Raw genomic sequence first — 25,975 nt, 5'->3', positions numbered from 1 at the left:
TCATCTGCGGCGGCGAAGCCACGCCGCAGAGAAGCAGCCTCCAAAAATTTTTGGCTAGCTGTTCCCCCACAAGAGCAAGGTCTTGACCTTGGGAGCCTGACTTGCAGGCTCCCAAACCCGCGAGCGCTTCTGAGGATATTAAGGGTAACTGTCAAAAGATAAGACCGTGGCGCTGCGCACGCCACACTGCGGCCACTTTCTAAGAAAGCGACGGAAAGCAATGTAAGAACACAGAAAATTCACATACAGGAGGCAAAAATGAAATATCAGGACAGACAGCAAGAATTTATTCAGCAGGCAGAAAATCTGGTTTCGCAGATGACGCTGGAGGAAGCCGCTACCCAGATTTTCTTCGATTCCGCGCCGATTGAACACCTGCACATTCCGGGCTACAACTGGTGGAATGAAGCACTGCACGGGGTTGCCCGCGCCGGTACTGCCACTATGTTCCCGCAGGCAATCGGCCTTGCAGCAATGTTTGACAAAGAGGAAATCGGCAATATGGCCGGCATTATTGCCGAGGAGGGACGCGCCAAGTACAATGAACAGTCCAAATCCGGCGATACGGATATTTACAAAGGTTTGTCTTTCTGGGCACCGAACATTAACATTTTCCGCGACCCACGCTGGGGACGCGGACAGGAAACTTATGGTGAAGACCCGTACCTGACTGCACAGCTCGGCGCGGCCTATGTAAAAGCGCTGCAGGGCGACGGGCCGTATATGAAGGCTGCCGCCTGTGCGAAGCATTTTGCCGTGCACAGCGGCCCGGAGGCGGTGCGCCATTCCTTTGACGCGAAGGTTTCTCAGCAGGATTTGTGGGACACTTATCTGCCAGCGTTTGAAAAACTGGTGTGCGATGCGGGCGTGGAAGCAGTCATGGGTGCATACAACCGCACCAACGGTGAGCCGTGCTGCGCACAGACCGCACTGATGCAGGATATTCTGTACGGCAAATGGCACTTTAGCGGACACTTTGTTTCCGATGCATGGGCACTGCGCGATTTTTACAATGGTCACCATGTGACAAAGGATGTTTGGGAAACTGCAGCGCTGGCGCTGCACAAAGGCTGCGACCTGAACTGCGGAGACACCTATCCGCACATTATGGAAGCCTACGAAAAAGGACTGGTTACGGAAGAAGAGATCCGCACCGCCGCGGTTCATGTGCTGACTACCCGCTGCAAGCTGGGTATGTTCGCAAAAGACTGCCCGTATGACGAGATTCCGTATGAAGCAAATGACAGCAAAGAACACAATGAAGCTTCCCTGCGCATGAGCCGGAAATCCGCAGTTCTGCTGAAAAACAGCGGGGTGCTGCCGCTTTCGTTTGACAAGGTCAAAACGATTGGTGTCATTGGCCCGAATGCGGACAGCATTGAAGCGCTGCGCGGCAACTACTACGGTACCGCTTCCTGCTTTGAAACCAACCTGCACGGTATTCGTGACTTTGTTGGTGACAAAGCACGTGTGCTCTATTCCGAGGGCTGCCATCTGTTTAAAGACCGCACATCCAACCTTGCCCGCCCGGATGACCGCATGAGCGAAGCGTTGACTGTGGCACACCACTCCGACGTAGTGGTACTGTGCCTTGGCCTGGACGCGACCATTGAGGGTGAAGAGGGCGACACCGGCAACGCCTTTGCTTCCGGCGACAAAAAAACACTGAAGCTGCCGGAGTCACAGGAAAAACTGCTGCACGCTGTGTGTGAAACCGGAACGCCGGTCATTTTGGTGCTTAACTGCGGCAGTGCGCTTGACTTGCGCTGGGCTGACGAGCACTGCACCGCGATTCTGCAGGTTTGGTACAGCGGTTCTCACGGTGGTCAGGCTTTGGCGGAACTGCTCTTCGGTGAAAGCGTCCCCTGCGGCAAGCTGCCTGTCACATTCTATGCCAGCGATGACCAACTGCCGGAGTTTGAGGACTACTCCATGGAAAACCGCACCTATCGTTACCTCCGCGGCACGCCGCTGTATCCATTTGGCTACGGTCTGTCTTACACGAAATTCAGCTACTCCGGCCTAAAGCTGTCAGCGGATTCCATTACAGCTGGCAAAGGCGTGGAGGTTCAGGTTACGGTGGCAAATACCGGAAGCTGCGCCGCGGATGAAGTGACCGAAGTGTATGTAAAGGATATGGAAGCAAGCACACGTGTGCCGAACTGCAGTCTGTGTGGTTTTGCACATACGCATCTGGAGGCAGGCGAGAGCAAGACGCTGCACATTAGTGTGCAGCCGGAAGCGTTCCGCCTTGTGAAAGAGGACGGCAGCCGCGTATATGAGCCGGGTGTGTTTACCCTTTACGTGGGCGGCAGCCAGCCAGATCAGCGCAGCGAAAAGCTGAACGGCGCGGCAGTACTTTCCGCAGAAGTTGCAATGCAGTAAGGCCGTACAGTAAAGTTTTCGCCAGCCTTGTTCACAAGGCTGTAGGGTTTGGGGCAAAGCCCCAAGGTCTTGCCTGTAAAGCCCTTTATTATGAAATAAGGAATATGCAGCAGTGCCAATCTGCGGCGGCGAAGCCACGCCGCACGGAGGCAGCGCTGAAAATTTGACGGTTCAGGGTAAGGACAAGACCTTGGGAGCCTGACTTGCAGGCTCCCAAACCCGCGAGCGCTTCTTATGCTGCTAAGGGGGCAAAGGTCAAGAGATTAAGACTGTGGGGCTGCGTGCCCCACGAGGGCGGTCGCTTTCTCAGAAAGCGACGGAAAGCAAAGTATGGGCACAGCGCAAAAAACATTAATAAACAGGAGGTCAACGGAACATGGAAATGATGAAAGCAGCCGTTATGACAGAAGTTAAGAAAATTGAGATGCAGCAGCGTGAAAAGCCGCAGCCAAAAGCCGACGAAGTACAGGTGAAGGTGGAATATGTCGGTGTCTGCGGTTCGGATGTTCACTACTTTGAGTTTGGCCGCGTCGGCAATTTCGTAGTGGAAAAGCCAATCGTACTGGGTCACGAGTGCGGCGGTACGATTACCGCAGTTGGTTCCGATGTAAAAAAACTGAAGGTCGGTGACCATGTGGCGCTGGAACCGGGCGTTCCCTGCGGCAAGTGCGAATTCTGCCTTTCCGGCCGGTACAACCTCTGCCCAGATGTCCGCTTTATGGCAACACCACCGTATGACGGCGCTTTTCAGGAATACGTTGTCCATCCGGAAGCACTTTCCTTTAAGCTGCCGGACAATATGAGCACGATGGCCGGTGCGCTGATTGAGCCGCTTTCCGTTGGCTTCCATGCCGCAAAGCAGTCCGGTGCGGCAGTCGGTCAGAGCGCTGTTGTACTTGGTGCAGGCTGCATTGGGCTGGTTACCATGATGGCACTGCGCAGCATGGGTGTAAAAAAGGTAATTGTTGTTGATTTGCTGCCGAAGCGCTTGGAAAAGGCAAAGGAACTGGGCGCGGCTGCCGTTGTAAACAGCGGAGAAACAGACGCAGTCAAGGCGGTTATGGATTTGACAGACGGTGCGGGTGCCGACCTTGTTTTTGAAACAGCAGGCAGCCCGGTTACTTCTATGATGACCTCCTATCTGGTAAAACGCGGCGGTACGATTACGCTGGTCGGCATGACGCCGAAGCCGGAGTTTAACTATAATTTCGGTAACATTATGGACAAAGAAGCGACCATTAAGAGTGTGTTCCGCTACTGCAACCTTTACCCGACGGCAATCAACGCGGTTGCTTCCGGCGACATTCCGATTGAAAAGATTGTTTCCGATACCTTCTCCTTTGATGAGGTACAGAAAGCAATGCAGTACAACATCGATAACAAAGCCGATGTTACGAAGATCGTACTGGATTTCACAAAATAAGGAGGCAGCTAATGATTCACAATCCTGTTTTGCGCGGCTTTAATCCGGACCCGTCCATCTGCCGGGTGGGGGATGTGTACTACATGGCGGTTTCCACATTTCAGTGGTTCCCCGGTGTGCGCATATATCAGTCAAAAGACCTTGTCTGCTGGGAACACGCAGCTTATGCGCTGACACGCGAAAGCCAGCTTTCCATGCTGGGTACGCCGGATTCCACCGGCGTGTGGGCGCCATGCCTTTCCTACAGCGATGGACTGTTCTATTTGATTTTTACAAATGTACGCAACCGCTGCCGGGCAATGGATGTCACAAATTATCTGGTTACAGCACCGGCAGTAACCGGCCCGTGGAGCGAACCAATCGAGTTGAACCACAGCGGCTTTGACCCCTCGCTTTTTCATGACGAGGATGGCCGCAAGTGGCTGGTAAACATGCGCTGGGGCGTGCGCGAGGGCGAAAACCCTTTCAGCGGCATCCTGCTGCAGGAATACTCTGAAACCGAAAAGAAGCTGGTTGGCCCCTGCCGCAATATCTTCCGCGGTACCAACATTGGGCTGACGGAAGCGCCGCACCTCTACCGCCGTGACGGCTGGTACTACCTCATGACGGCAGAGGGCGGCACGGGCTACAATCATGCGGTTACACTGGCACGCAGCAGGAATCTTTTTGGCCCCTATGAGGTGCATCCGCAAAATCCGGTATTGACTTCCCACGGTACGGAACTGACGGAGTGCTTGCAGAAAGCCGGTCACGGCAGCCTGACGGATACGCCGGACGGGCGGTGGTATCTGGCGCACCTGTGCGGCCGGCCCGCACCCGAAACCGACCGGTGCATCATGGGGCGCGAAACCGCGATTCAGGCAGTGGAGTGGCACGACGACGACTGGCTGTACCTTTCCAGCGGCGGCAATCACCCGCAAATGGATGTGCCGGTCCCCGGTGTGCAGACGGAAACGCCGATGCTTACCGTGCAGCATGACACCTTTGATGAGCCGGTGCTGAATCCGGAGTGGAACACCCTGCGCATCCCGGCAAGTGAGCGCCTGCTTTCGCTCACGGCGCGGCCGGGTTGGCTGCGTTTGTTTGGACGGGAATCGCCGCAGTCCACTTACGAACAGAGCCTGGTTGCGCGCCGCGTGCAGAATTTCTGCTATACGGCGGAAACAGAAATGGAGTTTCAGCCGACTTCGATTCTGCAGATGGCCGGACTCATCTGCTACTACAACACACGCAATTCCTATTACCTTCGGGTCAGCTGGGACGAGGATCACGAGGCATACTGCGTGGGTGTTCTGGCGAATGTGAACGGCGACTGTTCCGGTTCTGTGCCGCAGAAGGAGAACCTGCTGTTCACACAGAACGGCAGAATCGGTCTGCGTGTGCAGGCAGGGCCGCGTTCCCTGCAGTTTAGCTGCCGCCTGCCGGGGACGGCAGAATGGACACCGGTTGGGCCGGTATACGATGCAAGTACGCTTTCGGATGACTTTGCATTTGGTTCTGACTTTGAATTTACCGGTGCTTTTGTAGGACTGTGCTGCCAGGATTCCATGTACGGTGGTACACCGGCAGATTTTGATGCATTTTCTTATGTAGAGAATGCAGAAAAGTAAAAATTAGGATTCTGGAATAATCGGCAGAGCCGCTGTAACTATGCAGCGGCTCTGTTTTTCTGTGTTCTTACCCTTGTAATCGCTTTCCATCGCTTTTTTAGAAAGCAGCTAAGAGTGCGGGGCGAAGCCTACCGCCCTTAAAAGGGCGGGCGGAACTTTTACTGTAAGGGCAAATACAAACCAACGAAACCCAATGAAAACCAATAAAAGAAGCGTAAACTTTACTAAAAGTGTGGTGAATTCTTCATACTTTTTACGCAGGCTTCTAAAAGTATAAAAAATTTGTGAAATGCTAAGAAAAGACCTTGATTTTTTGCAGAAAGAGGATACAATAATAAATATACTAATTTAGTACATATTAATTTACTGATATATTGCAGTGAGGAGTGTTCAGAGAAATGACAAAAAATTTACTGGAAGTCAGCGGAGTACACGCAAGCGTGGATGGAAAGGAAATCCTCAGCGGACTTGACCTGTCCGTTGCACCCGGTGAAACACATGTGATTATGGGGCCAAACGGTGCCGGAAAATCTACCCTTGGCAACGTGATCCTCGGCAACCCGGAATATAAACTGGACGCTGGCACCATTACCTTTGACGGTGCGGATATTACTGCGGAAAAGACGGATGCCCGCGCTCGCCGTGGCCTGTTCATGTCTTTTCAAAGCCCGGAAGAGGTTCCCGGCGTTACGCTGGAAGATTTCCTGCGTGTCAGCAAAGCGGCCGTTACCGGCAAGCCGCTCAAGGTGTTTGCGTTTCAGAAAGAGCTGAAAAAGACGATGGAAGCCCTCAGCATGGATGAGGAATATGCCCACCGTTACCTGAATGTCGGCTTTTCCGGCGGCGAAAAAAAGAAAGCGGAAATTTTGCAGATGCTGATTCTGCAGCCGAAGCTTGCCATCCTGGATGAAACCGACTCCGGCTTGGATGTGGACGCGGTCCGCATTGTTTCCGAGGGCATCCGCCGCTACAAAAACGAAAACAACGCCCTGCTGATTATTACACACAATGCGAAAATCTTAGAGGGACTCAAAGTGGACTACGTTCATGTGCTGGCGGACGGAAAGATTATTCACACCGGCGGGCCGGAACTGATTGATGAAATCTCCCGTGAGGGCTTCCGCCGTTTGGAAGAAGGTGCCGCCCAATGAGCAAAGCGGTAAAAACGCAGATTGCGGATGTTGACCGCAGCCTGTACGACTTTAAAGATGCAGTACACGCTTCCTACGAAGCGGACGCAGGCTTAACGCCGGAAATCGTGGAGCAAGTCAGCCGCGAAAAAGGCGACCCCGCGTGGATGACGGAATTTCGCCTGAAGTCACTGGAAACCTACAACAAGCTTTCTGTGCCGGAGTGGGGTCCGCCCATTGACGGGCTGGATATGCGCAATATTGTTACCTATGTGCGCCCGGATACCCCGATGCGCGGCAAGTGGAGCGAAGTGCCGGACGACATTAAAAATACGTTTGAGCGGCTGGGCATTCCAAAAGCGGAACGCAAGTCGCTGGCAGGCGTGGGCGCACAGTATGACTCCGAAGTGGTGTACCACAATGTGCGTGAGGAGGTTGCCGCACAGGGTGTGGTTTATACCGACATGGAAAGCGCCTTAAAGGGCGAATATGCCGATATGGTGCGGGAACATTTCATGAAGCTGGTGCCGCCCACCGACCACAAGTTTGCGGCGCTGCACGGTGCAGTTTGGTCCGGCGGTTCCTTTGTATATGTGCCGAAGGGCGTTTCTGTGGAGATCCCTCTGCAGTCCTACTTCCGGCTGAACGCGCCGGGCGCGGGGCAGTTTGAGCACACACTGATTATTGTGGACAAGGGCGCATACCTGCATTTTATAGAGGGCTGTTCCGCCCCGAAGTACAACGTGGCGAACCTGCATGCGGGCTGTGTGGAATTGTTTGTGGAGGAGGGCGCACGTTTGCGCTACTCCACGATTGAAAACTGGTCAAAGAATATGTATAACCTCAACACCAAGCGTGCGCTGGTCAAAGAGGGCGGCGCGATTGAGTGGGTTTCCGGCTCCTTTGGCTCGCACACTTCCTACCTGTATCCCATGAGCATCTTGAAGGGGGAGGGTGCGCGCATGGAGTTCACCGGCATTACCTTTGCCGGCAAGGGGCAGCAGTTGGACACCGGCGCCAAAGTGGTTCATGCCGCGCCGCATACCAGTTCTCACATTGTAACCAAGTCGATTTCCAAAGACGGCGGTGAGTGTACCTACCGCAGTGCGGTTACCATCCAAAAAGAAGCGGTGGGAAGCAAGTCCTCCGTTTCCTGTGAGTCCCTGATGCTGGACAGCATTTCCCGTTCCGATACCATTCCGGCGATGGACATCCGCAACGACGAATCCGACGTTGGCCATGAGGCAAAAATCGGGCGGATCAGCGATGACGCAGTATTCTACCTCATGAGCCGCGGCATCAGCGAAGAGGACGCCCGCGCGATGATTGTCAGCGGTTTTGCGGAGCCGATTGCCAAGGAACTGCCGCTGGAATACGCGGTGGAAATGAATAACCTGATTAAGCTGGAAATGGACGGCAGCATTTAAAAGCAGAGCAGTACTAAAAGAAGTGTCACAAAGTTACTTTCCGTCGCTTCCTTAGAAAGCGGCTAGGGGTGTGGGGGCGAAGCCCGCCACGACCTCGTCCCTAGTAACATAAGTAGCAGGTTACTCCCCTAGCAGGGGAGATGTCCGCGAAGCGGACAAAAGGGTTCCCGCCTTTGGAAGAGGTGGGCTGCAAGCCCAGGGCCTTGAACTTGTGTTTGCAATTATGCGTATTACTTTGGAAGAAAGCTGACAATATTGTGATTGTTGGAGGATAATAATGGAACAACAGCTTAAAAATATAAATACGCTGCCGGCGCTTACCTGGAACCAGCTGGGGGTCAACCGCTCCCTTTTCCTTGCACAGCGGCCGCAGGGCAGCGCTGCCGCACCGACACTTCCGCAGGCTTTTGCTGCTGTGGAAACTGGAATGGGGCATGAAGCAGCAGATTTTGCAGTGCAGAACTGCACAGATTATCATTGGATAGAAGCAGACGAAAACACCGAATACACGGACAATGATTCCATGCGGTATGTGTTCGCAGAAGAAAAACCGGTGGTGGATGTTACGCTGATTCACGCGAAAGCGGACAGCAAGGTAACCGTACTGCAGTCTTACACCGCGGGGGACGAAACCGCCTGCTTCCACGGCGGCCTGACGAAAATCATTGCGGACAAAGGTGCCCAGGTGCGTCTGGTGCAGGTGCAGCTTTTGAGCGGCGAAAGCCGCCATTTCAATGATGTGGGTGTGCTCCTTGCGGATGGTGCCCATGTGGAGGTCGTGCAGGCGGAGCTTGGCGGTGCGCGTGCTTTTACCGGCTGCCTTGCACTGCTGGAGGGCTGCCAGAGCCGCTTTAACGCGGATACCATTTACTTTGGCGACGAAAAGCGAAAACTGGACATGAACTACATTGCCCGCCACACCGGCAAGAAGACAAAAAGTGAAATGCACGCGGCGGGTGCGCTGCTGGGCGAGAGTGACAAAATCTACCGTGGCACGATTGACTTTATCCGCGGTGCGTCCCGTTCTACCGGACATGAAGCAGAGGAAACCCTGCTGTTCAGCCCGCAGGCCAGAAACCGCACCGTACCGCTTATCCTTTGCAGTGAGGAAGATGTTGAGGGACAGCACGCTGCAACGATTGGCAAAATCAATGCACAACGGCTGTTTTACCTGCAGTCCCGCGGCCTGAGCGAAGCGCAGGCAAAACAGCTTATAATAGAAGCGCAGTTTGCGCCGGTGATTGCACAGGTGCCGGATGAAGCACTGCAAAATGAAATTAAGGACTACTTGGGAAGGAGGATGCAGCTTGATTGACGAAATTGTAAAGCAGTTTCCCTTGCTGCAAATGCAGCAGGACGGCAAACGGCTGGTTTACCTGGACAGCGGTGCCACCACGCAGCGGCCGCAGGCAGTGTTGGACGCAGTTCAGCACTTTTACGAACATGACAACGCAAACCCGCATCGCGGCGTTTATCAGGTGGCGGAACGTGCCACTGCGGCTTATGAGGATTCCCGTACGGAAGTGGCTGCATTTCTGAATGCGCAGAAAAAAGAAGAAATCATATTTACCCGCAATGCAACCGAAGCGCTCAATTTAATTGCGTACAGTTGGGGACTGCACAACCTGAAAGCAGGGGACAAGGTGGCTGTTTCCATTCTGGAGCATCACAGCAACTTGATTCCGTGGCAGCAGGTTTGTCGTGTGACCGGAGCGGAGCTTGTAATTTTTTATACCAATCCGGACGGTACTTTTTCTGATGAAGAAATCGAAAAGAAAATCACAAAAGGCGTGAAGCTGGTCGCCTTTACGCACGTTTCCAATGTGCTGGGGCTTGTTTCGCCGGTGGAGAAAATCGCCGCGCGTGCGCACGCGGTTGGTGCGGTGTGTGTGCTGGACTGCGCCCAGAGTGCACCGCACATCAAGCTGGATGTTACGAAACTGGGCGTGGATTTCCTTGCATTTTCCGGCCATAAACTCTATTCCCCACTCGGTATCGGTGTGCTGTGGGGCAGAAAAGAACTGCTGGAGGAAATGCCGCCATTCTTAACCGGCGGAGATATGATTGAATCCGTGCGGGAGCAGAACGCCACCTGGGCGCCGCTGCCGCAGAAATTTGAAGCCGGCACGCAGAACGCCGGCGGCGCGGTCGGCCTTGCCGCCGCCATCCGCTGGATAAACAGCGTCGGTTTTGAAACGATCGCCCGTCGCGAACGGGATGTTTACAACTATGCGTGGGAGAAGCTTTCTAAGCTGCCGCATCTTACGCTGTACGGCACACCAGAGGGAGAGCACGCGGGTGCCATTGCGTTTAATGTGGATGAAGCACATCCGCACGATGTTGCGAGTATTCTGGATGCAGATGCAGTTTGCGTGCGTGCGGGTCACCACTGTGCACAGCCGCTGCTGCATCATATGGGGCTGACTGCCTGCTGCCGAGCAAGTTTTGCCGTGTACAACACCCGCGAGGATGTGGACGCACTGACAGAGAGTTTACTGAAAGTGAGGAAATGGTTAGGCTATGGGGCTTGAACAGATTTATACACAGATTATTACAGAAAACAGCCGCTCGAAAGAGCACAAGTATGCCGTAGAAAATCCGACACAGGTGATCGAAGGTGTCAATCCCTCCTGCGGGGATGAGATTTCCCTGCAGCTGCGGGTAAAGGACGGTATGATAGAGGATGCGGCGTTTTTGGGGGACGGCTGTGCCATTTCGCAGGCTTCCGCTTCCATTATGATTGACTTAATTAAAGGAAAAAGCGTGAAAGAGGCGGAGCATCTTTCCAACTTGTTCCTCGGCATGATTAAAGGCGAAGTGACAGACGAAGACCAGCTGGATGAACTGGAGGATGCGCAGGCGTTCCGGGACATTTCCCACATGCCCGCGCGCGTAAAGTGCGCGGTGCTGGGCTGGCACACCCTGCAGGATGCCGCGAAAAAAGCGGAGAAAAACTAAGCTTTCCTGTTCATTTTAAAAATTGCAGATGAACATACCGGTCAACGCGGAGAGGCAGTGCTTCCCCGCGTTGGCTTTTGTTGTATCGGGATATATTATGTGGTATACTGTAACTTAAAAGAATTTCGGCATCCCGAAAAAATTCAGGAGGAGAACAATGCAACAAACCCCTTATGTAATCGGCGTGGCGGGCGGCACCGGCTCCGGCAAAACTACCCTTGCAAACAATCTGCTGGACGCTTTCACAGACGAAGCACTGATCCTTTCCCACGATTACTATTACCTGCCGCACGATGACATGACACTGGAAGAACGCCAAAAGCTGAATTACGACCACCCCAATGCATTTGAAACCGACCTGATGATTCGTGATGTACAGAAGCTGCGCAGCTTTGAGCCGATTGACCGACCGCAGTATTCCTTTGTGGAGCATACCCGCCTGACGGAAACGGTGCATGTGGAACCAAAGCCACTGGTGATCTTGGAAGGCATTCTTTTGTTTGAAAATCAGGCACTGCTGGATCTGATGGATATTAAGGTGTATGTGGATACCGACGCGGACATCCGCCTCATCCGCCGCCTGCTGCGCGATGTTAAGGAGCGCGGCCGCAGTCTGGATTCGGTTATTAATCAGTATATGAATACGGTAAAGCCAATGCATGAGCAGTTTGTGGAGCCAAGCAAGAAAAACGCGGATATTATTATTCCGGAGGGCGGCCAAAATCAGGTTGCCCTGCAGATGCTGATTGACCGGCTGGACGCCATGCTGCACCGAGGTCCCGGTGTGCAGTAAAGCATCAATGCTTACAGCACAACCAAAAGTGGGGCGGCATTTTCGCCCCACTTTTGGTTGTGTAATCGGGGAAGAAGTCCGGTCCTCTGAGCTTTGCTTGATTCATGCAGCCAATGTTTTTTGCGGAGCGGTTGATTTTTGGGCGGTTTATTCTGCAGTTCTGTTTTATAGCAAAAGTTTTTTCGCATCTGCAGCACCTTTTTGAAAATATTGCCGAAAAATCGCTGCAAAAAGAAAAAGAAATTGTGTTTTTTCTTATAAATGGTAGACTTTTTGGGACTGCCGGTGTATAATTATAACAGATATATAGTCAGTATCATATTATTTCTATATCTATAAATCATAGAAATCCGCCTGCTTTCTACAGGCATTAAAAATCTGCGGATGCGGTTTCGCAGAGCAGTGAAAAGGAGAACATACAATGAAAAATGACAGCTTTGAAACAGTCAACATTGCGGTACAGGCTGATAATGATGAAATGAAAGGCAAGTACCTGACTTTCTGGACGGACAGCCAGCTTTTTGGTGTACCAATTAAAGATGTAGTACAGATTGTAGGCATGCAGGAGATTACCGAAATTCCGGAGTATCCTTACTATGCAAAGGGAATCATCAACCTGCGCGGTGCGATTGTGCCGCTGATTGATGTCCGCCTGCGCCTTGGCAAACCAGAGCAGGAGTACAACGACCGTACCTGCATTATCGTTTGCAATGTGCACGACATTTACTTTGGCTTTATCGTGGACGAGGTTGAGGAAGTTACAGACATTGCGGATGACCAGATTTCTCCGCCGCCGAAACTTAACAGCGATACTGTGAATCAGTACCTCACCGGTGTGGCACACATGGGTGAAAAATTGGTTTTGACCATCAACACCGCTAAAATCCTTGGTGAGGATGAGTTTGAAGCGTTGGTGCAGACGGCACAGTAATTAAAAAGTTTCATAGAGAGAAGTCCTGCATTATGAAAAACCTGAAAATCAAAACGAAGTTGATTATTTTGGTTTCCGCTATGCTCGCTTTTTTGGTTGCCCTAAATATTATTTCCTTTGTAGTTCTAATGCAGATGAACGACAGCACAAAAGTGATAGCAAATCAGTGGATGAACGCCATTGTACAAGTGGAGGACTTGAACGCTAATATTAAGGAATTCCGCCTGCAGGAGTATAAACACGTCAGTTCAACAACTACAACCGGCAAGCAGGACTCCGAAGCGCTGATGGCTACACTGAAAAGTACAGTGGAAAATAAACTGTCTGCTTGCAGCCAGACTGCACAGTCCGATAAGGATAAGGAAATTGTCAGCAACATTAAGACCGGTTGGACTGCTTATTTGGGCATCCATGACAATGCGATTACGCTGAGCAATGCAAAAGAAACGACTGATGCACTGCGGGTAATGGCAAATGATTCCTATACGCAGTACAAAAACCTGCACACGCTTTGCGACAGCTTGGTGAAGTATGACCAGGATGCGATAACCCAAGCAAGTAATAATGCCACAAGTGTGTACAGCAATGCGCAAAAATTGATGTTCTGTTCAGATGTGATTATCTTTGTTGTTTGCCTTGCGTTTGCCATTTATACGATTGAGGGTATTTCACGCCCCATCACAAAAATTGATGGCGCAGCCCGCAAGATTGCAGACGGCAAGCTGGATGTTTCTGTGGATTACCAGTCCACAAATGAGCTGGGTATGCTGGCGGCAAACTTCAACAGGACAGCCGCACAGCTGAAAAATTACGGCAATTACCTTCAGGAAATCACAAATGTGCTGAATGAGATTGCCGACGGAAATTTGACTTTCCAGCTTACATATGACTATGAGGGTGAATTCGCTCCGGTGAAAAAAGCGCTGGACCACCTGTCAGATTCTCTGAACCAAACGATGGGGCAGATTAATCTTGCGGCTGATCAGGTTGCAGGCGGTGCAGGTCAGGTTTCTTCTGGAGCGCAGGATCTTTCGCAGGGAACAACCGAGCAGGCTTCTTCTGCGGAAGAACTTGCCGCTACGATTAATGATATTTCCGAGCATGTCAAAGATAATGCTTCCTATGCACATGAAGCCAGCGGTAAGGTGCAGGATATGAGCGAAAAAATGCGGGAAAGCAATCAGCAAATGCAGGAAATGATTACTGCTATGCATGATATTAGTAATAGTTCCGCGAAAATAGGAAAAATCATTAAGGCCATTGAGGATATTGCATCTCAGACCAACATATTGGCGCTGAACGCTGCAATAGAAGCAGCACGTGCGGGTGCAGCCGGCAGAGGTTTTGCAGTGGTTGCGGATGAGGTGCGCAATCTGGCAGGCAAATCGGCAGAAGCTTCCAAGAGTACTTCCCAGCTGATTCAGACATCGCTGACAGCAGTGAAACACGGCTCTGAAATTGCGGGCGAAACCGCGCAGTCCCTGACAGAAGTGGTCACAGGTACGGAAGAAGTCACAGACGGTATCCGCCGCATTGCAGATGCTTCCAATGAGCAGGCCACAGCGATCGAGCAGGTTACACAGGGTGTGGGGCAAATTTCCAATGTGATACAGACCAACACCGCAACTGCAGAAGAATCTGCCGCCGCCAGCGAAGAGCTTTCCGGACAGGCTCAGCTGCTGAAGAATCTGGTTTCAAAATTCAGGCTGAAAGGTAATGCAGACGCAGCACTGCAGCAGAATTCTAACACGGTACCTTCCACAGTGGACAGTGCACCGCCTTCATCGGCAACAGATGATGCCGATGAAGACAGCTTTGAAGATATCAGCAGTTACAGTGCTCCAAGTACATACAGTGTACATGATAAATATTGATGCAGAATTGAAAAAGGCATCGGGAACGCTTCTAATTCAAGCGTCTCCCGGTGCCTTTTTGTGTTACCAGCCACAGCGTCCGCAGTTTGTGCAGTGGACACAGTCCGTTGTGTGAAATGCCGCCTGCCAATCAGCGGTGCTGAACCGGCAGGCGCAGATGTTAACTTCCTTTTTTGTGTAGCGTGTTGAAATTCGCAGCTGATTTTTGGGGAAAAATTCCAATGTAAGCGGCAGAATCTCGATTTTTTCCGGCTCCATGCAGTTTTGGTATAGAGACGGTGCAAAAATACTTTCTACGTCCTTTTCCAGCAGCTTGATCTGGCTGGAGGCGGTGATGATTTTTACAAGAGTGCCGTCGGAATTGTATTGAACAGCAGGTTTCTGTGTGCAGGGATACGGTAGGGCAGTGCCTACACAGATGCGGCCGATGGGTGTTTGCAGCACAACGAAATTGGACTTGGGATTCTCTTTCACATTTTGCCTCCGAAATGCGTTTGTATTTTCAGTTGAATTATACTGCAGAATCGGCGGTCTGTCCAAAACAAAGCTTGGTTCGTAAGAATGGACAAAAAATCTACAAATTTCATTTGAAAAATTTTCCTCGAAATCGCCTCAGAATCGTTTCAAAATATAAAGAAAATGCGAAAATACAGTCAGGATGGTTAGGAACAAAATATGATGCAAATTTCGTTACTTTAAGTAGAAACGTCATTTAAAGCTTCTGGACGTGACTCGGGACGGAACCTGAGCCCCAAATTGCAAAAAGGGGATATATTTATGAGTGGAATGAAGGGAATCACTTCCATGAGTGGATGGGGCCGTATTGCGGATGGCACCTATCAGCAGTTTGCCGCAACTGCGGCGGCAAACAATCAAAACATGCAGGATGCATTTAAAAAGCGTTTTAGCAAGCAAAAGGCAAAGAGCTTTTCAGCAATCTCCGGTGCGGACGGGGAAATTTCCAGTTTAGACACCGATGCGGACACTTTTATGCGCCGTTATACGGCGGAAATGAACATCGTAAAAGTGGCGGCAAAGCGGGCATTGGCAGATGGTGGCGCAGGTCTGGAGGTGCGTTCCTCCGACCCTGCGGTGGCACAGGCCGCTGCACGCTGGCAGACTGCGGCGCACACCAATTATGTGCTTACGGTGCGGCGAACTGCGCAGACGCAGCGCAATGTTTCCCACAGCTGGCAGGGAAATGCGGAAAACACCCTTGCGGCGGGTGGTTCACTGCGCATACTTACCAGCTTCGGCGGCGTGTCTGTCGACTTAAGCGATTATGCCGGCGCAAATACAAATGCGGATGTTTTGCGACAGGCTGTGGAAAAAATCAATGCAGCGGATATTGCGGTCACTGCTGCGGTACTGGAGCACAACACACAGGTTTCTTTACAGATAAAAGCCAATGAGATGGGTGCGGCTGCCGAATTTTTGGTGTCCGGCACTTTTGCGGAATCTGCCGGGCTGAATGTTCCTGCTGCTGCAGCACAGGATGCGGTTTATCAGTTGAATGGAAAAACAGTTGTGACGGACAGCAACGAAGTGAATCTGGACGACTACCGGATTACAGTGCAGCTGAAAGCAGCCGGAACTGCACTTGTTCAAGTAGGTACAGACAGCAGTAAGGCGGCAGACCATCTGGAAAAGATGACAGCGGCTTACAATCACGCTTTGCACTTTTTACAAAGCTACATTGAAATGGGGACCGGTGTACGAATGCAGGCACAGAATATGCGGCGTATTTTGGTGCCGGAACAGTCTTTGCAGCGGGTGGGAATCACCGTGGCAGAAGACGGGACTTTGCACGCTGACCGCAATGCCTTTTTGCAGCAGTACGCTGCCTGTCCGGAACTGACAGAGTCAGTCATCAGCGGCAGCCGTGGTTTGGCGGCGGCTGTGCAAAAGCGTGCAGCACAGGGGCTGGAGATGCCCTCCCGCAGTCTGGTGGACTGGGCGGAAAACCTTTTACAGTTTGAGCAGCCTTATGGGATATACGCTGCACCGAAGCAGGCCCAGCGGTATAGTTTGACGGAGGATTTTAGTTCATTTGTAAATGTGCAGATTTAACTTGCTTTAGAAGATATGAGCCGGCTGGCGCGCGGTGTGCGCAGGCCGGTTTTTTCAACGCTTTCTGTGCAAATTTACTTTTGACCAAAGGATTCGCCGTAAAAAACATTTTGCTGAATGTATATGAATGTGATATACTCACCATATCAGTGAAAAAATAACGAAAAACAGATGGACTGCGGGGTTCGTCTGACAGTTGCAGGGGGGCGGCGGACGTGACACTTTTTTCTGTTTACAAAAATTTTTTAGCGGAAAGCAAATTTTGTTTTTCACATATGCATACAAAGGAAAGAATCCGCAAAGAAAATTGGCAGCAGCTGGTGCATTTGTGTGTTGCAACGCTGATTTTGTTTGTAGGTTATGGAATCTGGTTTGCGATTGCTTTGCATAATGCCGAACTATTTGGTATTTATTTGGTTTACACAGCGGTTTTTGCAGGAATCAGCCTTTGGATTTGTTCCAGAAGAAATACACCTCCGTCGTTACAGAAGGTGCAGCAGCTTTGCCACGAATTCATATTGCTTGTAATGTCGTTTTTTATTATCATCAGTGTGGTGCCTTTCCCCAGCCAGCCGGCTACGTTTTTCCCCTTAGGCTACTTGCTGATGAATATTATATTTTTCCTGCCCTATAAATCGCTGAATTTTGAAATGCTTTTTTTAGAGACGATCTTTTTGGTGGCGGCCTGCTTGGTAAAAACACCTGCCGCACTGTATTACGATATCCCATGTACGGTAACAGCAAGTATTTTTGGGTGTGTCGCTTCTTTTCTAATTCAGGATTTGCATATTCGCGAAACTCGTATGCAGTATGAACTGGAATATGTTAGTGAGCACGATGAACTGACAGCACTTTCCAACCGCCGCGGATTTGATTTGCACATTACGCAAACTTATGAACAATGCTGCAGCGAGCGTTCACTTTGTGGAATTATCATGATGAATATCGACCACTTTAAACTGTACAATGACAGCTATGGACATCTTGCGGGGGACAACTGTCTGCAGAGAGTATCGCGGGCGATGAAATCGACTGCAAAGCAGCACGGTGCTTTTCTTGCCCGTTTTGGCGGAGAAGAATTCATTTCAGTGATACACCGTGTAAATGAACAGGCAGTACAGCATTATGCCGAAAAATTGCTGCATGCTGTGCGGCGGGAAGCAATTCCAATGAACGGAGATATCGTTACCATCAGCTTAGGGGTTTGTACGCAGGTTCCGCAGAAAGCGGATGACTGGATGCAGCAGGTGGACCGTGCCGACCATGCGCTTTATACATCCAAAAAATCCGGCCGGAACAGAATTTCATACTGGCAGAAAGAAAGTCAGTAAAAAAGCAGCGGCAGAGTCCTTGCACTGCCGCTGCTTTTGTGTTAGATGGAGCCACCGTCCAGTGCTTTGCAGGGCAGCAGTGTTTCGGCAGGTGCAGGGCTGCCATTGATAATGTTCAGCAGGATGTCCGCTGCCGCCTGACCGGCTTCTTCCAGGTCACGCGAAACAGTGGCGAGAGAGGGGTGGATGTACTGCAGGCAGTCAATGTTGCCAAAGCCCATAACGCCAATGTCCTGCGGAATCCGCATCCCCTTTTTCAGCAGGTGCTGCATGATCTGCAGCGCACGTGTATCACCGGAAGCAAGCACAGCGGTGCGGGGTCCCTCATTTTTCAGCACCATGTCCAGTTCCTCCAGATAGCCGCTGGAGCTGACAATAATGGCTTCCACATTCTTTTTGTGGGTTGCGTCAATAAAGCCGTAAGTGCGCTGCTCGTGTGTATGGATATTTTCATGTTCACGCACGGAAAGCTGTGGGCAGACAAAAATGAGCTTTTGGTAGCCTTTGGAAACAAGAAGTGCAACCGCGTCAATGGCAGCTTGCTTTTCATCCGACGAAATGAATGGAAAGTCCGCTGAAATGTAATTTCCCACTGTAACAGTGGGGATGGGCAGGTCTTTCAGAAACATTTCAAATTTTGTTCCCTGATTGATCGGACAGAGAAGCAGCGCACGCGCGCCGTCAGCGACCATGCTGCGAATCAGGCGAAGCTCCTCCTTGGGGTCTTTGTTGTGCAGCGCAACGCTGATGCGGCAGTTGTGCTGCTCTGCCTGCAGCACAGCGGCATTCAGCAGGCGGGAAAGGTAGTTGCTGCGTAGGTTTGGAATAACCGCGCCGATGTGGATAATTGGATTTTCTGCCGAGGCTTGTGTTCCTTCAAGTTCATTTGTTGTGGTTCCCATGCGAAGTCCTCTCTTGCTGCTAGAATAATAAACATACAGCACAAGTATAGCACAAAACAGCGGTGGTGTCTTAAAAAAGCGCAATATTTCTGCCAAGCCGCTTGCATCTGCGTGCGGATTTCGCTACAATCATAATAGTACTGGAAATTGAAAAAAGGGGTTTGTTTACATATGGCGTTTCAAAAAGATTTTCTCTGGGGCGCGGCAACAGCGGCGTATCAGATTGAAGGAGCCTGGAATGAAGGCGGACGCGGTCTGTCCGTATGGGATGAGTTTTGCCACCGCCCCGGCAATGTTTTTGACGGGCACACCGGCGACACCGCCTGTGACCATTACCACCGCTTTCGGGAAGATGTGCAGCTGATGAAGCAGCTGGGCATTCAGGCGTACCGCTTTTCCATCAGCTGGCCGCGTATTCTGCCGGACGGCACCGGAAAAGTAAACGAAGCCGGTCTGCGCTTTTACGAGGAACTGGCGGATGAACTGCTGCAAAACGGCATTACGCCCTATGCCACCCTTTACCACTGGGAGTACCCGTATGCATTGCACCGCAGGGGCGGTTGGCTGAATCCGGAAAGTCCGGCATGGTTTGCGGAGTACACCCGTGTGGTCGCAAAGCGGCTTGGCGGAAAAATCAAACACTTTTTCACGCTGAACGAGCCGCAGTGCTTTATTGGTTTGGGTTATGATACTGGCGAGCACGCGCCGGGCCTGCACTGCAGCCGCAAAGACACCCTGCAGATGGCACACAATGTACTGCTGGCGCACGGCAGAGCGGTGCAGGTACTGCGGGAAGTGATTTCCGATGTGCAGATAGGCTATGCCCCCACTGGTTCCAGCTTTTATCCGGCAACGGAGAGTGCTGAGGACATTGCAGCTGCACGGCAGGCAACCTTTGATGTGCCGCAGCGGTGGACCTTTTCCGTCAGCTGGTGGAGTGACCCGGTGCTGTTGGGCTGTTACCCGGAGCAGGGAGTTAAGGTTATGGGTGAAAATATGCCGCAGATTGGCACGGATGATTTAAAGCTGATTTCCCAGCCACTTGATTTTTACGGCCAGAATATTTACAATTCTGTACCAGTGAAAGCAGACGGAAAGGGCGGCTATAAATGTGTACCGCGTCCGGCGGGTTTTCCACGTACCGCAATCGATTGGCCGGTGACCCCGGAAAGCCTTTACTGGGTACCGAAGTTCCTGTACGAACGCTATAAAACACCGATTGTTATCACCGAGAACGGAATGTCCTGTCACGATGCGGTTTCACTGGACGGTAAGGTACACGACCCCAACCGTATTGACTTTATTCACCGTTACCTGCGTCAGCTGCGGTGCTGCGTGGAGGACGGCACGGATGTGCGTGCTTACTTCCACTGGAGTCTGATGGACAACTTTGAGTGGGCGCGCGGCTATGATGAGCGCTTTGGCTTAATTTACGTCGACTTTGCAACACAGAAGCGTACACCAAAGGACAGTTTTTACGACTACCGCAAAATTATTGCGGAAAACGGAGAGAATCTGTAAACAGGTGCGTACTGTGTACTCCCGGATGAAAACTTTTGTTTTCTGCGACTTAAGGAGGAATTTTTTCAGTGGATGACAGTTTAAAACTTGATGGTACTTTTGAAGAGCAGAAAGAAGCCCTCCGGAAGTGGTTTAATGAACATCCAGCAAAATCACAAAAGAAGGCTGTTTACAAAAGCGTAATCCGTTGTTACAAGTCAGATAACCTTGTTGACAGGCTGAAACTATCGTGATAGTCTCAACTATGTGATAGAAAAGAAGCGGCAGAAAAACAGCCGCTTTTTTTCAGAAAGAGGGTTTCTAATTGAAACAAGGTTCATTGTTCGGAAAGAGGAAACATAAGTGCTGTCAAAAAGCGGCGGTACTGCTCCTGACAGGTGTACTGGCTTTGGGAATGACCGCCTGTGGTGGCAAAGAAGTGTCCGGCAGCGAGGTCAGCTCAGCTGCTGAGGTTTCCTCCTCGTCAGCTGTCACTTCCGCTTCTTCGGCGGCACAGTCCAACCAGCCGGTCAGCAGTGCCGCGGTGTCCTCTGAAACAGCGGCTTCTTCTGCGGTAACAGCCCACAAAGCGGCTTCCCCGAAAGCGGCGAAATCCAAAACGGCTGTAAAAGCGGGGGCCGCCGACTTTTCGGATGCGGCTATGGTTGGCAACTCCTGTGTGGAGGGCTTGAACATGCAGGGCTTGCTGCCCAAAATGGATTTTTATTCGCGCGTTGGACTTACGGTAAACACCGTATTTACAAAACCGATGCGCGGCGGCAGCGTACCGATTATGCAGGCACTGGCACAAAAGCAGTATAAGAGGATTTATTTTCAGTTTGGTGAAAATGAATTGGGCTGGAACGGCACGCAGCCGTTTTACAGTGCCTATGCCAAAGTGCTTGACGCGGTGCAAAAGGAACAGCCGGGAGCAAAGCTTTATATTCAGTCCATTTTACCGGTTTCAGCGGCTGTTTCCGAAAAAAATGAAGAAGATACAAATAATCAACGAATTAATGAATATAACGCAGTGCTTCAAAAACTTGCGAAAGCAAAGAATGCGGTGTATTTGGATGTAGCTTCTGCGCTGAAAGACGAATCCGGCTGTTTGCCGGATGAGGCGGCGGAAGACGGTGTACATTTGAATCAGAAATACTGCAAAGTTTGGGTGCAGTATTTGTCCAACCACTGAAATGTGCCGTGTACAGAGAGCTTTCCACAGCGGTGTGGAAAACTTTGCGGGCTGTACAAAATTAAATATAATACAATGCTGAGGGAAGTATGTAACTATGCATAAAAAAGTCATTTCACTGCTGCTGGTCTGTGCGGCTGTAATTTGTGTGGCAGCAGGCTGTGGGGAGAACAGTGCGGCAAAGGCGGTGTCCACTGACCCAAAGACGCTTTCAAGCCAGATTAAGTCTTCTGCAAAGTTTACTGACCAGCTTTCTGAAATCAGCCTGCAGGCAGCTGACAAGCGTTACGGGGTGGATGCGTCACAGGTAAAGTCCTGCGATGTTTACGTTGGCACAGGTGCCACTGCGGAGGAAATCTCAGTTTGGCAGGCAAAAAATGAAGCTGCTGCGGCAGCTATCAAAGAAAAAGCAGATGACTTTGTAAAAATGCAGAAGGACAGCTACTCTGATTATAAACCGAGCGAAGTGCCGAAGCTTTCCACTGCGGTCCTGGAGCAGAAGGGTACAGTAGTGGTTCTGTGTATTTCTGCTGACAATCAGAAGGCAAAAGAACTGGTCTTCAGCCTTTTAGGCTAAGGCGGTGGCAGCATGGTTTTTGCCAGCCTGACCTTCTTGTTCCTGTTTTTGCCGGTGGTTCTGCTGCTGTATTTTGTTACACCGAAAAAGTGGCGGAACATCACCCTGCTTGCGGCAAACCTGCTTTTTTACGCATGGGGAGAGCCGCGCTTTCTGCTGGTGATTTTGTTCTCCACGTGCTTCAATTTCTGCTTTGGCAGACTGCTGGACAAATACCGAGAGAATGCCCGCTTGAAAAAAGCATTCGCGGCGGGGGCAGTCGCGGTCAATCTTGGACTGCTCGTTGTTTTTAAGTATACCAATTTCTTTGTGGCATCCCTGAAAAGCATACCGGCGCTTGCGGGACTGCCGCAGACGGAGATACCGCTTCCGCTGGGCATTTCCTTTTATACATTTCATGTCATTTCCTACATTGTGGATATTTACCGCGGGGACGCGCCCGCGCAGAAAAGCATTGTGAAGTTTGGCGTTTACATCACTTTGTTTCCGCAGATGATTGCGGGGCCGATTGTGCGCTACAAGCAGATCCAAAATCAGCTGACGCTGCGGGACACCACACCGGAGCAGTTTGCCGCCGGTATCCGCCTGCTGCTGGTTGGACTTGCGAAAAAAGTGCTGATTGCCAACCAAATGGGTGTGCTGTGGGATGTGGTACAGGCTGCCGGCAGTAAGGCGGGACTGCTGGGTGCATGGGCCGGCGCGGCGGCGTTTACACTGCAGATTTACTTTGACTTCAGCGGTTATTCCGATATGGCACGCGGGTTGGGGCGGCTGTTCGGCTTTGAATTGCCGGTCAACTTCAATTATCCGTACATATCGAAAAGTGTTACTGATTTTTGGCGGCGCTGGCACATGACATTGAGCCAGTGGTTCCGTGATTACGTTTATATTCCGCTGGGCGGCAGCCGCAGCGGCATGGCGGTTACCATTCGCAACCTGCTGGTCGTTTGGGCACTGACCGGTTTCTGGCACGGTGCAAACTGGAATTTCCTTTTGTGGGGACTCTATTATTTTGTACTGCTGACGGCGGAAAAACTGTTTTTGCTGCGGCTGCTGGAAAAGGCACCGCGCTGGGTCGGCCATGTTTACGCGGGACTCAGTTTCTTAGTTGGATGGATGCTGTTCGCGCTGACAGATTTGAGTGCATTCGGCACACAGCTGCAGATGATGTTCGGCACGGGCGGCTTGCTGCCGCAGGGTGGGCTGCTTTATCAGGTATTGACGTATCTGCCGCTGATGGCAGCGGCAGTGCTTGGCTGTACACCGCTGCTCAAACAGCTTTATGGCCGGCTGCAGGTGCGTCCGCGTCTGCGCTGTGCGGTGGACTGCGTTGGCTGTGTTGCAGTGCTGGTGTTGTGCACTGCTGCACTTTTGAGCCAGAGTTACAACCCATTTTTATATTTCCGCTTTTAAGAGGTGCTTCGATATATGCAAAAACACAGGCAGGAGCGGCTGCTGACAGCGGTTTTTCTGCTGATTTTGTTCGGTGGATTCGTGCTGTTTTTTCTGCTGCCCAAAAATTCATTTTCCGCGGATGAAAAACGAGTGCTGCAGCCGGCACCGAAAGTTTCCCTTTCCACGGCGGCAAACGGTACACTTTCCACCAATGTGGAGTCCTATTTGGCAGACCACTTTCCCGCACGAAAAGAGCTGGTGGGGCTGCACGCTTACTTTGATTTGCTGTGCGGAAAAAACGGTGAAAATGGCATTTACATGGGGCAGGACGGCTGGCTTATCAATACGCCGGTAAAACCAAATCCGATTAATTTCCGGCAAAACCTGCAGAGCATGCGTGACTTTGTGCAGAGAACAAAGCTGCCTGCCTACCTGATGATTGTTCCCTCTACCGGGTACATCATGGACAGCGAACTGCCGCAGCTGCATGAAGATTATCTGGATGCAGACCTGCTGGGACAGGCGAAGGAACAGACAGACGGCAAACTGCAGTGGGTGAAGCTTGCCGACCAATTCATGGACAAATCGGAGGAAGAACAGCTGTATTACCGCACTGACCACCATTGGACAACGGCCAGCGCGTACCTTGCCTACGCTTCCTTTGCCGGCAGCAATGGCTTTTTGCCGATCGGAAAAGATGCCTTTCAGGTGCAGTGCTCCTGCGGCTTTTACGGCACGACTTACTCCAAAAGCGGCTTCTGGAACACACCGGCGGATACGCTGGAAATTTGGAAGAATCCGGCTTTGCAGGTGCAGGTGGAAATCCGTGAAGACGGAAAGCAGAGCGTGCAGAAATCGGACAGCTTGTACTTTCCGGAGCAGCTGAAAAACGAGGACCAATACCCGGTGTTCCTGAACGGCAACCACAGTCTTGTGCGCATCACCAACCCTAAGGCGGCAGGCAGCAGGCTGCTGGTGGTAAAGGATTCTTACGCAAATTCCCTTGTGCCGTTTCTTGCGGCGCATTACCGCCAGATTGATATGGTAGACCTGCGGTATTACCACAAAACAGCTGTTTCCGCATTAGTGAAGCAGGATCAGCTGGATTCCGTATTGTTCTGCTACGGACTGGACGATGCGGTGAACGACAGCAATTTGTCGCTTCTTGCGTAAATTGCTGCTTCCGCCGGTGGAGAAACCGACAAATCAAAAATCTGATATAATGGAAGCATAAAGAGATGACCGGTATGGAAAGTTTACCGGCCGTGAAAAATTTGGCAAACAACTGCGCGCCTACAAGCAGTGTCTGGGGTTTTCATCCCGCCTGTTTGCTGTGAAAAAATCACACAGCGAAGGTTTTCCCGTCCAGTAAAAAAAGATACGCCTTGATTCGGCTGAAAACCGTTTCAAGGCGTATCTTTTATTTATATCACATGCGGTGTAAACCGCCAGATTTTTCCAAATACATCCACTGGTCGGCGGTGTGAAGCATTTCTTTCAGGAAAGGTTCTTCTGCTTTAAAATTTTCAGTATAAGCGTAACCGCAGTCAATGCCAACGTACGACTGCGTTTCTTCGCTGTAGCAGATTTTTCCGACTTCTTTTTGCAATGACACCATCTTGGGTATTATTTCAGTTTCTTTGCAGCCGGTCAAGATGATGACAAATTCATCACCGCCTAAGCGAATCAATGAATCCTGCTGCCGAATATTTTTTTGCAGTGTTTGTGCGACCTGAACCAATACCTGGTCGCCTGTCAGATGTCCCATGGTGTCATTGATGGATTTGAATTTACGCACATCCAAAAGCAGCAGTGCCACTTCGCTGCAAAGCAGGTTTTGTCCCTTGTGCCAAAAGCGAAATTCATCCAGAAACCGCCGGTTGTACGCACTGGTGAGTGTATCTTGGTACAGTTTACGGCTGGTTTCGTCCACCAGTTCCGCTATGCTTTTTCCGTTTTCTTTTTGCTCCAGAAGCAGCTGATCATCTACATGACTGACAATTTCCAAAACAATCGGCAGCGTTTCAGCTTCCAGTTCGAGGGTGATCGGCTTTGAAATCACATAAAAAATATTGTTTTCGATGAATTCGTATTTTGATTTCTGGCAGCCGCAAAAAAAGGTAGTGATGCCGGTGCAGTTGCTGCACCGGCATTCCTTGTTCCAAATACGAAAGCAGGTATAAGGTTCTTTGTGTAGCTGATTGTTTGCATCCAGTGTCAGAATAGAAGTATCCGTTGGGTCTACTAGGCGCACAACGTCAAAAATGGCCTGCAGATAGGCTAGGGTGGCTTTCATTTCTTCTGCCGTAAAGTGATTTTTCAGTTCCACCTGTTTTCCCTCCTTTCCTTGTAAAATAAAAGATGATTTCAGAAAATTCAAACAATATGTTTAGTGTGTAAAGGGAAGGACCATATTATAGCATTACTGAAATGCTTGCTCAATAAATAAAATGTAAATATTCGAATAAAGAAAAAAA

At 50.9% G+C, this 25,975-nt stretch carries 22 protein-coding genes; 19 read left to right on the top strand and 3 right to left on the bottom strand.

Annotated elements, in window-relative coordinates:
• Window positions 1-258: 258 nt before the first annotated feature.
• The 11 genes from H6X83_RS11175 to H6X83_RS11125 all read left to right on the top strand — a co-directional run bounded on the left by H6X83_RS11175 (window position 259) and on the right by H6X83_RS11125 (window position 14,531).
• Window positions 259-2,385, top strand: coding sequence for a glycoside hydrolase family 3 C-terminal domain-containing protein (locus tag H6X83_RS11175; RefSeq protein WP_212506559.1), 2,127 nt, complete (start codon window positions 259-261; stop codon window positions 2,383-2,385).
• A 376-nt stretch (window positions 2,386-2,761) separates the two neighbouring features.
• A complete protein-coding gene (locus tag H6X83_RS11170) occupies window positions 2,762-3,808 on the top strand; it encodes an NAD(P)-dependent alcohol dehydrogenase (RefSeq protein WP_212506558.1) in 1,047 nt (348 codons plus the stop codon).
• Window positions 3,809-3,819: 11 nt separating this feature from the next.
• Window positions 3,820-5,418 (top strand): glycoside hydrolase family 43 protein, encoded by a 1,599-nt coding sequence (locus tag H6X83_RS11165; RefSeq protein WP_212506557.1) that lies wholly within the window; start codon window positions 3,820-3,822, stop codon window positions 5,416-5,418.
• Between the two features lie 398 nt (window positions 5,419-5,816).
• On the top strand, window positions 5,817-6,569 hold the full coding sequence (gene sufC / locus H6X83_RS11160; protein ID WP_212506556.1) for a Fe-S cluster assembly ATPase SufC: 753 nt from the start codon (window positions 5,817-5,819) through the stop codon (window positions 6,567-6,569).
• A complete protein-coding gene (gene sufB, locus H6X83_RS11155) occupies window positions 6,566-7,975 on the top strand; it encodes a Fe-S cluster assembly protein SufB (protein ID WP_212506555.1) in 1,410 nt (469 codons plus the stop codon). Before sufC ends, sufB begins: the two co-directional genes overlap by 4 nt.
• 277 nt (window positions 7,976-8,252) lie before the next feature.
• Window positions 8,253-9,290, top strand: a complete 1,038-nt coding sequence (locus H6X83_RS11150) for a SufB/SufD family protein (RefSeq protein ID WP_212506554.1) — start codon at window positions 8,253-8,255, stop codon at window positions 9,288-9,290.
• The gene (locus tag H6X83_RS11145; protein WP_425489192.1) at window positions 9,283-10,506 is read left to right on the top strand and encodes a cysteine desulfurase; all 1,224 of its coding nucleotides are present in this window, start codon (window positions 9,283-9,285) and stop codon (window positions 10,504-10,506) included. Before H6X83_RS11150 ends, H6X83_RS11145 begins: the two co-directional genes overlap by 8 nt.
• Complete coding sequence (sufU, locus tag H6X83_RS11140; RefSeq protein WP_212506552.1) at window positions 10,496-10,933, top strand: Fe-S cluster assembly sulfur transfer protein SufU; 438 nt, start codon at window positions 10,496-10,498, stop codon at window positions 10,931-10,933. The genes H6X83_RS11145 and sufU overlap by 11 nt, the downstream gene beginning before the upstream one ends.
• A gap of 157 nt (window positions 10,934-11,090) precedes the next feature.
• Window positions 11,091-11,726, top strand: a complete 636-nt coding sequence (gene udk, locus H6X83_RS11135; RefSeq protein ID WP_212506551.1) for a uridine kinase — start codon at window positions 11,091-11,093, stop codon at window positions 11,724-11,726.
• Between the two features lie 421 nt (window positions 11,727-12,147).
• Complete coding sequence (locus H6X83_RS11130; protein ID WP_212506550.1) at window positions 12,148-12,657, top strand: chemotaxis protein CheW; 510 nt, start codon at window positions 12,148-12,150, stop codon at window positions 12,655-12,657.
• 32 nt (window positions 12,658-12,689) lie between these two features.
• Window positions 12,690-14,531 (top strand): methyl-accepting chemotaxis protein, encoded by a 1,842-nt coding sequence (locus H6X83_RS11125; RefSeq protein ID WP_212506549.1) that lies wholly within the window; start codon window positions 12,690-12,692, stop codon window positions 14,529-14,531.
• A 63-nt stretch (window positions 14,532-14,594) separates the two neighbouring features.
• Here the strand turns inward: H6X83_RS11125 and H6X83_RS11120 are convergent, their stop codons facing one another.
• On the bottom strand, window positions 14,595-15,005 hold the full coding sequence (locus H6X83_RS11120; protein WP_212506548.1) for a hypothetical protein: 411 nt from the start codon (window positions 15,003-15,005) through the stop codon (window positions 14,595-14,597).
• Between the two features lie 303 nt (window positions 15,006-15,308).
• On the opposite strand from H6X83_RS11120, the gene H6X83_RS11115 reads away from it, so the two are divergent.
• The gene (locus tag H6X83_RS11115) at window positions 15,309-16,601 is read left to right on the top strand and encodes a hypothetical protein (RefSeq protein ID WP_212506547.1); all 1,293 of its coding nucleotides are present in this window, start codon (window positions 15,309-15,311) and stop codon (window positions 16,599-16,601) included.
• A gap of 605 nt (window positions 16,602-17,206) precedes the next feature.
• A complete protein-coding gene (locus tag H6X83_RS11110) occupies window positions 17,207-17,932 on the top strand; it encodes a GGDEF domain-containing protein (RefSeq protein ID WP_212506546.1) in 726 nt (241 codons plus the stop codon).
• A gap of 41 nt (window positions 17,933-17,973) precedes the next feature.
• Here H6X83_RS11110 and H6X83_RS11105 read toward each other — a convergent pair whose 3' ends face one another.
• Window positions 17,974-18,834, bottom strand: coding sequence for a LacI family DNA-binding transcriptional regulator (locus H6X83_RS11105; RefSeq protein WP_212506545.1), 861 nt, complete (start codon window positions 18,832-18,834; stop codon window positions 17,974-17,976).
• Between the two features lie 171 nt (window positions 18,835-19,005).
• On the opposite strand from H6X83_RS11105, the gene H6X83_RS11100 reads away from it, so the two are divergent.
• From H6X83_RS11100 to H6X83_RS11075, 6 genes are all read left to right on the top strand, one after another.
• The gene (locus H6X83_RS11100) at window positions 19,006-20,355 is read left to right on the top strand and encodes a GH1 family beta-glucosidase (protein ID WP_212506544.1); all 1,350 of its coding nucleotides are present in this window, start codon (window positions 19,006-19,008) and stop codon (window positions 20,353-20,355) included.
• A gap of 68 nt (window positions 20,356-20,423) precedes the next feature.
• Window positions 20,424-20,588: a hypothetical protein gene (locus H6X83_RS11095; protein WP_212506543.1), complete on the top strand. Its 165-nt coding sequence runs from the start codon at window positions 20,424-20,426 to the stop codon at window positions 20,586-20,588.
• Between the two features lie 71 nt (window positions 20,589-20,659).
• Window positions 20,660-21,526: a GDSL-type esterase/lipase family protein gene (locus tag H6X83_RS11090; protein ID WP_212506542.1), complete on the top strand. Its 867-nt coding sequence runs from the start codon at window positions 20,660-20,662 to the stop codon at window positions 21,524-21,526.
• A gap of 97 nt (window positions 21,527-21,623) precedes the next feature.
• Window positions 21,624-22,103 (top strand): DUF4358 domain-containing protein, encoded by a 480-nt coding sequence (locus H6X83_RS11085; RefSeq protein WP_212506541.1) that lies wholly within the window; start codon window positions 21,624-21,626, stop codon window positions 22,101-22,103.
• A gap of 12 nt (window positions 22,104-22,115) precedes the next feature.
• On the top strand, window positions 22,116-23,516 hold the full coding sequence (locus H6X83_RS11080; RefSeq protein ID WP_212506540.1) for an MBOAT family O-acyltransferase: 1,401 nt from the start codon (window positions 22,116-22,118) through the stop codon (window positions 23,514-23,516).
• Window positions 23,517-23,531: 15 nt separating this feature from the next.
• Window positions 23,532-24,671, top strand: a complete 1,140-nt coding sequence (locus tag H6X83_RS11075) for a DHHW family protein (protein WP_212506539.1) — start codon at window positions 23,532-23,534, stop codon at window positions 24,669-24,671.
• A gap of 256 nt (window positions 24,672-24,927) precedes the next feature.
• On the opposite strand, the gene H6X83_RS11070 is transcribed toward H6X83_RS11075, so the two are convergent.
• Window positions 24,928-25,827, bottom strand: a complete 900-nt coding sequence (locus H6X83_RS11070) for a GGDEF domain-containing protein (protein WP_212506538.1) — start codon at window positions 25,825-25,827, stop codon at window positions 24,928-24,930.
• Window positions 25,828-25,975 lie beyond the last annotated feature (148 nt).

The sequence above is a fragment of the Caproicibacterium amylolyticum genome (genome assembly GCF_014467055.1).
Lineage (GTDB): Bacteria > Bacillota > Clostridia > Oscillospirales > Acutalibacteraceae > Caproicibacterium > Caproicibacterium amylolyticum.
The sequence above is the reverse complement of the archived record's forward strand: the minus strand, read 5'-3'. Positions and strand labels throughout refer to the sequence as shown.